Annotated in this window: 16 protein-coding genes; 8 read left to right on the top strand and 8 right to left on the bottom strand. The window is 63.1% G+C overall.

Translation table 11 applies throughout. The features are described from left to right. The first annotated feature begins 234 nt into the window (after window positions 1-234). The gene (locus tag VMJ11_RS24815) at window positions 235-1,587 is read left to right on the top strand and encodes a polyhydroxyalkanoate depolymerase (protein WP_325622733.1); all 1,353 of its coding nucleotides are present in this window, start codon (window positions 235-237) and stop codon (window positions 1,585-1,587) included. Here the strand turns inward: VMJ11_RS24815 and VMJ11_RS24810 are convergent. Continuing rightward, a complete protein-coding gene (locus VMJ11_RS24810; RefSeq protein ID WP_325622731.1) occupies window positions 1,580-2,053 on the bottom strand; it encodes an SET domain-containing protein in 474 nt (157 codons plus the stop codon). The genes VMJ11_RS24815 and VMJ11_RS24810 overlap by 8 nt on opposite strands. Window positions 2,054-2,425: 372 nt before the next feature. Between VMJ11_RS24810 and VMJ11_RS24805 the strand changes: the two genes are divergently transcribed. The 3 genes from VMJ11_RS24805 to VMJ11_RS24795 all read left to right on the top strand — a co-directional run bounded on the left by VMJ11_RS24805 (window position 2,426) and on the right by VMJ11_RS24795 (window position 4,795). Next, on the top strand, window positions 2,426-2,881 hold the full coding sequence (locus tag VMJ11_RS24805) for a MarR family winged helix-turn-helix transcriptional regulator (RefSeq protein ID WP_325622729.1): 456 nt from the start codon (window positions 2,426-2,428) through the stop codon (window positions 2,879-2,881). 326 nt (window positions 2,882-3,207) lie between these two features. After that, complete coding sequence (locus VMJ11_RS24800) at window positions 3,208-4,557, top strand: MFS transporter (protein ID WP_325622727.1); 1,350 nt, start codon at window positions 3,208-3,210, stop codon at window positions 4,555-4,557. Window positions 4,558-4,597: 40 nt separating this feature from the next. Beyond that, window positions 4,598-4,795: a hypothetical protein gene (locus VMJ11_RS24795; RefSeq protein ID WP_325622725.1), complete on the top strand. Its 198-nt coding sequence runs from the start codon at window positions 4,598-4,600 to the stop codon at window positions 4,793-4,795. Between the two features lie 118 nt (window positions 4,796-4,913). Here the strand turns inward: VMJ11_RS24795 and bktB are convergent, their stop codons facing one another. Continuing rightward, window positions 4,914-6,104, bottom strand: coding sequence for a beta-ketothiolase BktB (bktB, locus tag VMJ11_RS24790; RefSeq protein WP_325622723.1), 1,191 nt, complete (start codon window positions 6,102-6,104; stop codon window positions 4,914-4,916). Between the two features lie 69 nt (window positions 6,105-6,173). Between bktB and VMJ11_RS24785 the strand changes: the two genes are divergently transcribed. The 3 genes from VMJ11_RS24785 (at window position 6,174) to VMJ11_RS24775 (ending at window position 7,550) form a co-directional block, all read left to right on the top strand. Continuing rightward, window positions 6,174-6,539, top strand: coding sequence for a hypothetical protein (locus tag VMJ11_RS24785; protein ID WP_325622722.1), 366 nt, complete (start codon window positions 6,174-6,176; stop codon window positions 6,537-6,539). Then, a complete protein-coding gene (locus tag VMJ11_RS24780; protein WP_325622720.1) occupies window positions 6,520-6,870 on the top strand; it encodes a hypothetical protein in 351 nt (116 codons plus the stop codon). Before VMJ11_RS24785 ends, VMJ11_RS24780 begins: the two co-directional genes overlap by 20 nt. A gap of 245 nt (window positions 6,871-7,115) precedes the next feature. After that, a complete protein-coding gene (locus VMJ11_RS24775; RefSeq protein ID WP_325622718.1) occupies window positions 7,116-7,550 on the top strand; it encodes an ester cyclase in 435 nt (144 codons plus the stop codon). A 49-nt stretch (window positions 7,551-7,599) separates the two neighbouring features. Here the strand turns inward: VMJ11_RS24775 and VMJ11_RS24770 are convergent, their stop codons facing one another. The 6 genes from VMJ11_RS24770 to VMJ11_RS24745 form a co-directional block, all read right to left on the bottom strand. Continuing rightward, complete coding sequence (locus tag VMJ11_RS24770) at window positions 7,600-8,016, bottom strand: VOC family protein (RefSeq protein WP_325622716.1); 417 nt, start codon at window positions 8,014-8,016, stop codon at window positions 7,600-7,602. Continuing rightward, window positions 8,013-8,552 (bottom strand): AraC family transcriptional regulator, encoded by a 540-nt coding sequence (locus VMJ11_RS24765; RefSeq protein WP_325622714.1) that lies wholly within the window; start codon window positions 8,550-8,552, stop codon window positions 8,013-8,015. The genes VMJ11_RS24770 and VMJ11_RS24765 overlap by 4 nt, the downstream gene beginning before the upstream one ends. 135 nt (window positions 8,553-8,687) lie before the next feature. Beyond that, entirely contained in the window at window positions 8,688-9,455 is a 768-nt protein-coding gene (locus VMJ11_RS24760) for an ABC transporter ATP-binding protein (protein ID WP_325622712.1), read from the bottom strand. Window positions 9,456-9,487: 32 nt separating this feature from the next. After that, window positions 9,488-10,201, bottom strand: coding sequence for an ABC transporter permease (locus VMJ11_RS24755; protein ID WP_325622710.1), 714 nt, complete (start codon window positions 10,199-10,201; stop codon window positions 9,488-9,490). Beyond that, entirely contained in the window at window positions 10,198-10,887 is a 690-nt protein-coding gene (locus VMJ11_RS24750; RefSeq protein WP_325622709.1) for an ABC transporter permease, read from the bottom strand. Before VMJ11_RS24750 ends, VMJ11_RS24755 begins: the two co-directional genes overlap by 4 nt. A 68-nt stretch (window positions 10,888-10,955) precedes the next feature. Beyond that, window positions 10,956-11,714 carry an ABC transporter substrate-binding protein gene (locus VMJ11_RS24745; protein ID WP_325622707.1) on the bottom strand — a complete coding sequence of 253 codons (759 nt, stop codon included), beginning with the start codon at window positions 11,712-11,714 and terminating at the stop codon, window positions 10,956-10,958. Window positions 11,715-12,014: 300 nt separating this feature from the next. Between VMJ11_RS24745 and VMJ11_RS24740 the strand changes: the two genes are divergently transcribed. Next, the coding region (locus VMJ11_RS24740; RefSeq protein ID WP_325622705.1) for an aromatic amino acid lyase at window positions 12,015-12,686 on the top strand (672 nt) is incomplete at its 3' end.

Raw genomic sequence — 12,686 nt, 5'->3', positions numbered from 1 at the left:
CCCCCCCCCCCCCCCCCGCCGCTGCGACGCACTAATTTGCGGCATTCAGCGAGCTGGCGAAGAATCGGCGCGGGTTGCGAACGTCGCCACACGAGGCGTGCAGGCGGGCCGCCGCCCGTCTGGCAGCAGCGTGCTCCTGGTCTGCGCAAAGGGGTGCAAGCACCGTGCCAGTGAAACGCGTGCTGGCATATGTATTGCCTCTTCAGCATTCACCCCAACCGAGAAACCGCTCCCATGAACCTGCTTGCCTATCCGGCCTACCAGGCGATGGCGGATCTGACGCTCCCCTGGCGAGCGACCGCGTCGTTTGCGCGCACCACGCTGGCCGCGTGGCCCACGCTCGCGGGCGGTCTGAACGCGCGCGACATCGATGCCGGCTGGGAGCTGATCGAGATGGCCGGCCTCACGCACGCGCGTCCGCCCTTCGGCATCGATACTGTGCAGTCGAACGGCGAGCGGGTGAGCGTGACGGAAGAAGTGGTGAAACGCACGCCGTTCGCATCGCTGCTGCGCTTTCGCAAGGAGGGGGCCGCGCCGCAGCCGCGCGTGCTGCTCGTCGCACCGATGTCGGGGCACTTCGCGACGCTGCTGCGCGGCACCGTGCGCACGATGCTGGCCGATCACGACGTCTACATCACCGACTGGCACAACCCGCGCGACGTGCCGCTGGTGGCGGGCCGCTTCGGCTTCGATGAATACGTCGAGCACGTGATGTCGTTCATTCGCGCGGTCGGCCCCGACTCGCACCTGATGGCGATCTGCCAGCCGACGGTCGCCGCGCTGGCGGCCGTTTCGTTGATGGCCGCCGACAACGATGCGGCTCAGCCCGCGAGCATGACGCTCATGGCCGGCCCGATCGATTGCCGCGTGAATCCCACCGCGGTGAACGAACTTGCCAACAGCAAGCCGATCGAGTGGTTCGAGCGCAACCTCATCAGCGCGGTGCCGGGCGGGTTTCGCGGCGCGCACCGGCGCGTGTATCCGGGCTTCGTTCAGCTAGGCGCGTTCATGCAGATGAATTTCGGGCGCCATCTGGCCTCGTTTGCGGAGATGCGTCTCGAGCGCGCCAAGGGCGATCCCGCGAAAGCCGATGCGATTCGCGACTTCTACCGCGAGTATTTCGCCACGACCGATCTCACGGCGGAGTTCTATCTGGAAACGGTGCGCTCGGTGTTTCAGGACTATGCGCTGCCGCTCGGCAAGCTCAAGGTGGGCGAGCGCCTTGTCGAGCCGCACGCGATCCGGCGCACGGCGCTGCTCACGATCGAAGGCGAGAAGGACGATATCTGCTCGGTGGGGCAGACCGTCGCGGCGCAGGCGCTATGCACGGGGCTGCGGTCTTACATGAAGACGCATCACGTGCAGACGGGCGTGGGGCACTACGGCGTTTTCAACGGACGGCGCTGGGAGACGCAGATCTATCCGCTTGTGCGCGCCACGATTCACGATCACGAACCGCGTGCGCGGCGCTTCGCTTCGACGGCGGATTCGGGCGGCGCCGATCAGGTCACGCTGCATGCGCTGCTCGAAGCCGGCTCGCACGCGGCCGCGGCCATTTCGAAGGCCGCTGAGACGCAGCCTAGATAGCGCTGATCAGCGAGGCAGGCGCGGCGGCCACGCTACCGACGACGCCGGCGAGCATCGTTCCGCGGCAAGCCGGCGTGCCGCAACGGCAAGCGTATTCGCGCAGGGTTTGCTCGTCCGTGTCTTCCGGCAATTCGAGCGCGTAGTCGATGAAGAGCTCTTCGCCGGGCATGATGTCGCGGCATGCGTCGATGAATACGTGACCGTCTATTTCGATGGTCTCGCAGTTTGCCTCGCATGCGTGGTTGAGCCAGCGCGCCCAGTTGCCGCCCTGGCCGCCGTCGATCACGCGCCCGTCCGAAAGGCCAAAGAGAAACGTATGAGCGTCGTCTTCGCGCCAGCGATAGCGCCGGGCCGCGCTGCTCCAGCTCATGATTTTTCCCTTGTACTCGAAGATGCGTTCGCCGGCCCGCAGCGGGCGCAATGCGTAGACGCCTTTTCCGTGGACCGGCGAACGCCGGACAGTCATTCGTTTGCTCATGGCCATGTTCGCGCGTTGAACGCGTGAAGTATAAGCGGCCGCAATAAAAGCGAGTAGAGAAATTGCATGGGCTAGACGTCACCTGATATTGCGCTTCACGCAATGCATACGATCCAATAAGCAGGCCTTTTTTGCAGACGAAATCCGGGTAAATCGAATTGGGAAAAAGACCATGTCGATCGACCTCCTCAACATGGGGATCGTAGGCAACGCATACATGCGGCAACGGCTCGTGAAGCGCGCGCGGCCGCGGAAAGTGCAGCGTGACCACGGTGCCCGGCAGTTGACCTCGTGGGCGCGAACAGGGCAACATAGCCGGGTTTCTTTGCCGGGTTTCCGGATCCATTTTTCGAGGGGGATATGGCGAGTACCAATGAGCCGGGTGCGGAAGCATCCTTGACTTACCGGCTGAAGGCGTTGACCAAGATCGCCGATCGCATGAGCAGCGAGTTGTCGCGCGAAAAGCTCGGCGTGCCGTATCCGGAGGCGAGCATCATCGCGGCAATCGGCACCTTCGGGCCGCAAACGGTCATGGACATTTCCCGCCGCGCCAATCTCGACAAGAGCCAGGCGAGCCGCACAGTCGAGGCCATGCTCGCGAAAGAGATTCTCGCGCGCGCAGGCAACGACAAGGACGGACGCAGCGTCATCATTTCACTCACGAGCGAAGGCCGGAAGATCTTCAAAAAGATCGGCCCGACACTGGAAAAGCGCGACGGCGACCTTTATCAGAGCTTGAATGAGGCGGAACGCGTGGCGCTTCGCTATCTCATCGACAAGGTTCTCGCGTCCCACGGCTGGGACTCGACGCCCTGATCTGCAGTACGTCCCCCCTGCGGCGTTCTCAACTGGCAGAAAGCCGCTTCACTGATGCCCCCATGCGGCACGCCGCTGAAACCGGCGTGCCCGCTTCCCCGTGCCCGTGCCCGTGAATCGCTTCCGGGCACTCATTGCCGATCATTGATTTGTCATCAAACTGCTGAGCGGCGCAATGTCGCCTGCAAAACGCGCTCGGTGTTAACGCGGAGTGGCGTCAAAACATAAAAAAATGGCATTGGAAGCAAAAATCGCGTCGCCGGATTGCCGTATCGTTCGTTCACCAGGAAGAGGATGCTGAACGCGCAGGAAGCGAAGGAAACGCAATGCTTTTGCAGCACGCAGAAACGACGACGGGCGATACGTCGGCCGTACATTCGGACGTACCCGCGTATGCGTGGGGGGTATGTGCACTGACCGTGGGTCTGCTGCTGTCGGACTATGTGTCGCGACAGGTGCTCAACGCGGTATTCCCGTTCATCAAGACCGCATGGAATCTCTCCGACACGAAACTCGGTTCACTCAGCAGCGTCGTGGCGCTGATGGTGGGCGTGCTGACCTTTCCGTTGTCGGTGCTCGCGGACCGCTGGGGTCGCGTGAAGAGCATCGCCCTGATGTCGGCGCTCTGGAGTCTCGCAACGCTGGGATGCGCCATCTCCACGAATTACGGGGAGATGTTGCTCGCGCGTGCGTTCGTGGGTGTTGGCGAAGCCGCCTATGGCAGCGTGGGCATTGCGCTAGTGTTGAGCATTTTCCCGCCGCGTTTGCGCGCGACGCTCACGGCCACCTTCATGGCGGGCGGCGCATTCGGTTCCGTGCTGGGCATGGCGGCGGGTGGCGCCCTTGCTACGCAGCTGGGTTGGCGCTGGTCGTTCGGGGCAATCGCTGGCTTCGGTCTTTTGTTCGTCCTCATTTACCGCTGCATGGTCACGGAAGAGCGGCTGCGAGCCCTGCAACCCTTGCAGCCCGGTAGCGCCGCCCAGCACCATAGCCTCGGCGTGCGCACGAGCTTCCGTGCGCTTCTGAAAGGGCTTTTCTCTACGAAGTCCGTCGTTTGCGCCTACGTGGGCAGCGGTCTTCATCTCGTCGTACCTGCGGCCGTGTGGGTGTGGACGCCGAGCTTCCTGAACCGGTACTACGGCATGGCGCCCGGCAGGGCGGCCGTCGCAGCGTCGGCATTCGTGCTCGTGACGGGGCTTGGCATGGTGCTGTGCGGAAATCTTGCCGATCGTCTGAACGGGGCAGTCGTGCAGCGAAAGTGGATGATCGCCATCGCGTACTGCGTTCTGTGTTGTGTTCTGCTCGGCATTGCCTTCCGGCTGCCAGCGGGGCCGTTGCAGCTCGTGCTGCTTGGCTGCGGAATGTTCTTCTGCGCCGGCGCGACGGGGCCCTCGGGCGCGATGGTCGCGAATCTCACGCCGCCGTCGATCCATGCATCGGCGTTTGCCACGCTGACGCTCGCGAACAACCTGTTGGGTCTCGCGCCCGCCGCCGTGCTCACAGGCGTGATTGCAGACCGGATCGGCCTGCTTGGCGCGCTGCAATGGGTCCCGCTTGCCCCGTTGCTCGCTGCGATCGCGTTTGCCATCGGCCGTCGCAGCGACTTGCGCGACCTGGAACGCGTGAACGCGCTGCGCGAGCAGGCGGCGCGCCAAGCAATGGCGCGGTTTGCGTAGCCGCGTGCAAACGATTTTTTGTTATTGGAGCAGGATCGAAATGAAAGCCATGATTAACGCAAGCCAACTTGTTCGCGCCAACGATGGCGTAGAGCGTGTCGCGCAAGACTGCGGCCCGGCTGAGACAAGCCGCGGCGCAGCGGTCCATTCGCCCTCGAACTGGGCATGGTCGGTTGCAACCACGCAGTATGACTGGATGGATAACCATGCGCCGTCTGCGGCGTTCGACTGGCTGTAAAAGCGCGTTATCGGGTTAGCGCGCTATCGCCGTTATCGCGCCCGCTGCGCGTACCCTCGGGATGACGTCAGAAGAAGCGCCGCCCTCCTTAGGTGGGCGGCGCTTCTTGCATGGAACGTCAACCTTCGATGTTTTCGAAGATGGCCGCAATGCCCTGACCACCGCCGATGCACATCGTAACGAGCGCATAGCGGCCGCCCGTGCGCTTGAGTTCGTACAGCGCCTTCACGGTGATGAGCGCGCCCGTTGCGCCGATCGGGTGGCCGAGCGAAATGCCCGAGCCATTGGGATTGACCAACGCCGGGTCGAGTTGCAGTTCCTGGCTGACGGCGCAGGCTTGCGCGGCGAATGCCTCGTTTGCCTCGATCACGTCGACGTCGCCAATGCGCAAGCCCGCGCGTTCGAGCGCGAGCCGGGTTGCCGGCACGGGCCCGATGCCCATGTAGCGGGGATCGACACCGGCGTGCGCATAGGAAACGAGTCGCGCCATCGGCTTGATGCCCTGGCGCTCGGCGGCTTGCCGCTCCATCATCAGCACCGCGGCAGCGGCGTCGTTGATACCCGAAGCGTTGCCGGCTGTGACGGTGCCGTTTTCCTTTTTGAAGACCGGGCGCATGGCGGCCATCTCGGCCGCGTCGATTTCGGCGCGCACGTGCTCGTCGGTGTCGAACGTCACCTCCTTGCCTTTCACCTTCCGCTTGATCGGGAGGATCTGCTCCTTGAAGCGGCCCTCGGCGATCGCGCGCGCCGCGCGGTGGTGGGATTCCACCGCGAGTGCGTCCTGCTGTTCGCGCGTGATGCCGAACTTCTCCGCGACGTTTTCGGCGGTGACGCCCATCGGGACGGTGTCGAACGGATCGTTCAGCGCGCCGAGCATCATGTCGACCAGGCGGCTGTCGCCCATGCGGGAGCCAAAGCGCGCGTCCGTGGAGATATAGGGGGCACGGCTCATGTTCTCGGCGCCGGCGCCGATCGCGACTTCGGCGTCGCCGAGCAGAATGGTCTGCGCTGCGGAAACGATTGCCTGGAGGCCGGAGCCGCACAGGCGATTGACGTTGAAGGCGGGGGTGGACTGGGGAACGCCGCCATTGATCGCAGCAACGCGTGAAAGATACAGATCCTTGGGTTCCGTCGGGATCACATTGCCGAACACCACATGGCCCACCTGGTCGCCGGCCACGCCCGCACGAGCGAGAACGTCGCGCACGACCATTGTGCCGAGTTCCGTTGTCGGCACGTCCTTCAGGCTGCCGCCGAATTTACCAATGGCGGTGCGCACACCGCTGACAACGACGACTTCGCGTTCCATTACAAAAGCTCCTTGAAAGTTCAGCCCACAGGCTGTTCCGCGACACCAATAAGGTGACATATCTACTAAATGTGGATTGTTCAGGCACCGATTCACTGCTGCCTGACAAATCCGAAAGAAGGCGTAAATAATCGGTTAAACGCAGGCAATTTCACGAAATCTGCAATGAATATTATGCAGCATGATATGTTTCCTGTCTCGATGGGAAAGATGAAAAATCAAGGAATCATCCATGATCTGAATATAGATATGAGCAATTCAATGCTTGTTGCGACAGGATGTCGCCTGCAGCAGGTTCGCGGGGCGACTATAGTTGATTTGTCATGTAATTCAGGTGGGCGCCATACCGATGCCGGACTCAACCAGGTTGAGGGTCGAGGGTCGAGGGTCGAGGCTCACCGCACTGGAGGCGGCAATGTTCGAAAAAGTGAGTGAAACGTATCTGGACCTGGCGGGCGATCGAACTCGCGTGCAAACTTCGCGAGTGATACAGGTACTCTTCATCAAGGACAGGCTGGGTGCGCAGCTCTTGCTGATTACCCAGGAGGGCAAGCCCCAAGCCGCGTTCCCCGCGACGGACCGCAATATCGAGGTCATTCTGTGCGCGGGATTGCGCATTCACGAATATGTCATGCTGGACGGCGAAATCGACTATCAGGAAATCGCCGAAAGTCGCGACTATTTCGAAGGCAACGCCAGCGAGGCCGCTACCGTATCTTCGGACACCTGGCCCCTTGGATGGCGGCAGTCGCGCTCACGTCATTGAGCCGAAAGCGCGTATGCGCCGCGGTTGCGCGTTGCGGCACCGCTGAGCCTTTGCAAGGGCAGGTGCAGCGGGCGCCGATCAAGTGCATTGGAATGTGTGCCAACGTACATTCGTATTCGCTGTTTTGCCGCGCACTCACGCTATCGTGCTGTTGGCTCGGCACGACCTTCGGCAATGACTGGCCCGGGACTATTCGCCGCGAGTCGAGCTGATTTCTTCCCGGCTAACCAACGCGAGACCATCCTATGCAAGAGCCCGCCAACGTGGTGCGTGGATTTGTGGAAGAGGTGCTGAACCAGGGGCATATCGACGCCGCCGGCCAGTACTTCTGGGAAGACATGGTGGAGCAGGTCCCTTTCCCGGGGCAGCGCCCGGGCCTCGAAGGACTCAAGGATGTCGTGCGCATGATGCGCATGGCTTTTCCGGACATGCATTGGCGCATCGAGGAACAACTGGCCGAAGCTGACCGGGTCGTCACACGCTTCGAGTGGACGGGTACGCATCACGAAGCGTTTCTTGGCGTGCCGCCCACTGGGCGGCCGGTACGGGTTTGGGGTATCGTCATCGACCGCGTCGAGGCGGGCAGGATCCGCGAGACGCGCATCATCATGGACATGCTCGGACTGATGATGCAACTCGGCGCGATTTCGCCGCCGGGCCACGCGGCCGGGCAAAGCTAATCGTGCCTCGCGGCGGCCCGCGTTCGCGGCGCAAGGTCAGCACACGCGTTCAGGCTTCGTGCCTGGGCGCCTGAATCATCTTCCAGCCGTTGCCGGCCGGATCGCGGAAACCGGCGTCGACGCTGCCATAGCGGTCTATCGGCTCCTGCGTGAATTCCACGCCGAGGGCTTTCAGGCGCTCGTAGCTGGCGCGGCAGTCGGCCACGGAGAGCACGAGCGGCGGCATCGCGCCCTTGGCGACCATGGCGCGCAGGGTTTGCGCTGTGGCTTCGTCGTGAACGGGCGGCCCGGGTGTGAACAGGCCGGGCTGGAACGAAGGCTGCTCCGGATGCTGGACCGTGAGCCATCGGTATGAACCGTTACGCACGTCCGTATGGACGCGCATTCCGAGCTTGTCGACGTAAAACGCGAGCGCTTCGTCGTGGTCGTCGACGTACAGACCCACCACACTGATACCCTGGTTCATGACACCTCCTTGATTGATGGCCGCACTTTAGCTTTGGCCGCTCGACGGCGCTTCTCCAAAACTGCTGTGGTGAGGTCGGGGCGTTGCGCGGCCTTCAGCACGCAGGCTGGCACGCGGTCGAGCCCGGGCATGCCGGCCTGAGCTTCGCGGCGCATGGCGCTGGGGCTCAAGCCGGTAACGTCGCGAAACGTGCGGCCGAAGGTGCCGAGACTTTCCCAACCGGTGGCGAAGGCGACTTCCGTGATGCCGAGATCGGTGTCGCGCAGCAGCGTGGCGGCCTGCTCGATGCGCCGCGTCAACAGGTAGCGATGCGGCGGCAGGCCGAAAGCGCGCTTGAAGGAGCGCGCGAAGTGCGCTTCCGATACCCCGCTGACCTCGGCGAGGCGCTTGACGGGCCAGGCCTCGTGCGAGGCGGCGTCCATGCGGTCTTTCGCGCGCAGCAGGCGGCGCAGCAGGGCTGGGTCCTCCAGCGCGCCGCCGGCCGGCGCCGGAGGCGGCGCAGGCGGGCTGGCGTGGTGGGTCGTGCGAAGGGGCATGCGTTTCGTAGGGGCGGGCGGCATGCGGGTAGTGTAGGCAGAATGCCGGTACCCGCATAGCAGCCCACGAAAGCCATGCTCACGCGCCGTCTCGCGAAGTTCCTGCGGGAGCGACGCACTTACATCGAAGGGGATTTATTTGAGCCGTCCCGCGAGAAACTGCTGGAGCCGTTCGCTGCGCGGCGTATTGAGCACTTCTTTGGGGTCGCCCTGCTCCTCGATCTTCCCCTTGTGCAGGAACACGACGTGATTCGAAACGTTGCGCGCGAACCCCATCTCGTGCGTGACGACGATCATCGTACGGCCTTCTTCCGCGAGCGCCTGCATCACTCGCAGGACTTCGCCCACGAGTTCCGGGTCGAGCGCGGAGGTGGGCTCGTCGAACAGCATCACTTCGGGTTCCATCGCGAGCGCGCGCGCGATCGCCACGCGCTGCTGCTGGCCGCCGGACAGGTGCGACGGATATTTGCTCTCGACGCCCGTCGCCAGCCCCACCTTGTCGAGGTACTTGCGCGCGCGGGCTTCGGCTTCGCTGCGGCTCAACCCGAGCACACTCACTGGCGCCTCGATGATGTTCTCGAGCACAGTCATGTGCGCCCACAGGTTGAAATGCTGAAAGACCATCGAGAGGCGCGTGCGCATGGTCTGCAATTGCTTCGGGTCGCTCACGCGCAGTGCGCCGCCGCGGTCGGTGGTGGTGCGGATTTCCTCGCCGTTGAGCGTGATGCGGCCCGAGCAGGGCGATTCGAGGAAGTTAATGCAACGCAGGAACGTGCTTTTTCCGGAGCCGCTCGAGCCAATCAGGCTGATCACGTCGCCAGCCTTTGCCTTGAGCGATACCCCCTTCAATACCTCGTTCTCGCCGAACTTCTTGTGCAGGTCGTCGACAGTCAGCTTGTACATTCTCGATACACTCCATCAGGACTGCGTGTAATTCAGTGCCCTTGCGGTTTCAGGTAAGCCAGCATGCGCGTTTCCATGCGGCGGAAAGCCCAGATCAGGGCGAAGACGACGGACGCATACAGCGCGGCCGCAATGCCATAGGCCTGGAACGTCATGTAGGTGGCGGAGTTCGCGTCGCGCGCCACTTTCAGGATGTCGGGCACGGTGGCCGTGAAGGCCAGTGTCGTGGCGTGCAGCATCAGGATCACTTCATTGCTGTACGAGGGCAGCGCGCGCCGCAACGCCGAGGGCAGGATGATGCGCGTGTACAGCTTCGTCTTCGACATGCCGTAGGCTTGAGCGGCCTCGATTTCGCCGTACGAGGTCTCCCGGATCGCGCCGGCGAAGATCTCGGTTGCGTAGGCGCACTCGTTCAGCGCGAACGCCAGCAGCGTGCAGTTCATCGCACTGCGAAAGAAGTCGGAAAGCACCGCGTTTTCGTGAACGAAGTGCAGGCTGTAGAGGCCGGTGTAGCAGAGCAGCAGCTGCACGTAGAGCGGCGTGCCGCGAAACACATAGGTGTAGACCCACACAGGGCGCGAAATCCAGCGGTTGCGCGACGCGCGCGCGATGGCGAGCGGCACGGCAAGCAGGAAACCCACCACGATCGAAACGACCAGCAGCCAGAGCGTGACGACGAGCCCGCTGTAGTTGTAGCCGTCGCTGAAGAGATAGTTGGGCCAGTATTGCCGCAGGAGTTCGATCACAGCGCTGCCCTCCGCACACCGGTCGAATAGCGCTTTTCGAGGCGGTGCAATGCCAGGTTGGAAACCGTGGTGATGGCGAGATAGATCGCGCCGGTCACGAGCGTGAAAAAGAAGAATGCCTGCGTGGCCTTGCCCGCGTCCTGCGCGGCCTTCACCACGTCGGCGAGGCCGATGATCGAGACGAGCGCCGTCGCCTTCACCAGCACCTGCCAGTTATTGCCGATGCCGGGCAGCGCGAAACGCATCATCTGCGGGAACAGGATGCGCGTGAACACGCGCCGGGCACTCATGCCGTAGGCAAAGCCGGCTTCGATCTGCCCGCGCGGGACGGCGAGAAACGCACCGCGGAACGTCTCCGTGAAGTACGCGCCGTAGATGAAGCCGAGCGTGATGACGCCGGCCACGAACGGGTCGATGTCGATCTGGTCCATGCCCATCGTGTCGGTGAGGTCGTTGAGCCAGATCTGGATGCTGTAGAAGAGCAGCAGCATCAGCACGAGGTCGGGTACCGCGCGAATGAGCGTCGTATACATCGTGCCGATGCGCGAGAGCACGCGGTTGGGCGAGAGCTTCGCCGCGGCGCCGGCGAGCCCGAGAATGAATGCCGCGGCGAGCGAGAGCACCGCGAGCTTGATGGTTTCCCACGTGCCCGCGAGGAGCAGCGGGCCGAAGCCTTGAAAGTCCATGGATGGATGTCCTCGAAGAGAGGGCGGGTGGCGCCCTTCTCAGTTCTTGCGGATGAAGACTACGGCGCTCAACCGCCGTACAGGTCGAAGTCGAAATACTTTGACTCGATCTTCTTGTACGTGCCGTCCTTGATCATGTCGGCGATCGTCTTGTCGATCTTCGCCTTGAGGTCGGCATCTTCCTTACGCAGGCCGATGGCGGCGGCGCCCGTGGGAATCTGCGGGCCGGCGAACGCGAAGCCTGTGCCGCGCGGCGTCTTCAGGAAGCCAAGATTGGCCTGCACTTCGTCCTGCAGCGCGGCGTCGAGGCGGCCCGACTGCAGGTCCAGATAGACCTGGTCCTGATTCTGGTAGGGAATCACGTTGACGCCCTTGGGCGCCCAGTTCTCCTTCGCATAGGTTTCCTGAATCGAGCCTTGCTCGACGCCCACCGACTTGCCCTGCAGCGCCGCGACCGTCGGCTGCAGCGGTGAACCTTGCTTTGCGACGAGGCGCGTCGGCGTGTTGTAGAGCTTCGTCGTAAAGGCGATCTGCTGCTCGCGCTGCGGGGTGATCGTGAGCGCGGAGAGCGCGCCGTCGAACTTCTTGGCCTTGAGGCCGGGAATCATGCCGTCGAAGTCCTGCTCGACCCATACGCACTTCGCGTTCAGGCGCTTGCAGATCTCGTTGCCGAGGTCGATGTCGAAGCCGACCAGCTTGCCATCGGTAGCCTTCGATTCGAAGGGCGCATAGCTCGCGTCGGTGCCGAAGCGGATGGTGGACCAGTCTTTCGCATACGCGCCACCGGCGGCAAGGGCGAGGGCGACACACAAGGCAAGTTTCTTCATGAAGTCTCCGTTAGGAAAGGTTGGCGCCGTGTCGCGGACCTGCTCACGTTGCACAAGCGCCTGTGCCCGGTCACGGGGTGGAGGTTCGGCCCGGCAAGTTGTCTATACAATTATGGACGTGTGAGGAGGGTGGGCAATCGGTGTTATCACCGAGGTCCGCCGCAGTGCTGCAATCGAAAGATGCCGTAATTAAGCCGTTAGATAGCGGTAATGCGGGTATACGTGTAGCGGATTCAACTTGTATAGACAAGCTTGATTGGGTAATCTGCTTTCACCTTGTCCAGACAACTTTTACTGATCATGATCAAACTCACCCCCGGCCACCTGACCCTGCCCCAACTTCGCCAGATCGCACGTGAACACGTGAAGCTCGAACTGGATCCGGCCAGCTTCGCGGCCATCGACGCGGGCGCTCGCGCCGTCGCCGAGATCACGGCGAAAGGCGAGCCCGCCTATGGCATCAACACGGGCTTCGGGCGTCTCGCGAGTACACACATTCCGAACGACCAGCTCGAACTGCTGCAGCGCAATCTCGTGCTCTCGCACGCCGTGGGCGTGGGCGAGCCGATGTCGCGCCCGGTCGTGCGGCTCCTGATGGCGTTGAAGCTCTCGAGCCTGGGCCGTGGCCACTCCGGCATCCGCCGCGAAGTGATGGACACGCTCATCACGCTGTTCAACGCCGACGTGCTGCCTGTGATTCCGGTGAAGGGTTCGGTGGGCGCCTCGGGCGACCTCGCGCCGCTCGCGCATATGTCGGCCGTGCTGCTCGGCGTGGGCGACGTGTTCGCGAAGGGCGAGCGCATGAGCGCGGAAGAAGGGCTGCGGCTCGTTGGCCTCAAGCCGCTCGCGCTGCAGGCGAAGGAGGGTCTGGCGCTCCTGAACGGTACGCAAGCCTCCACGGCGCTCGCGCTCTACAACCTCTTCGCGATCGAAGACCTGTACCGCACGGCGCTCGTCGCCGGCGCGCTTTGC

Source organism: Paraburkholderia sp., from assembly GCF_035501035.1.
In the GTDB taxonomy this organism is placed as follows: domain Bacteria; phylum Pseudomonadota; class Gammaproteobacteria; order Burkholderiales; family Burkholderiaceae; genus Paraburkholderia.
Note: the sequence above shows the minus strand (reverse complement) of the source record. Positions and strands in the feature narration are given on the sequence as shown.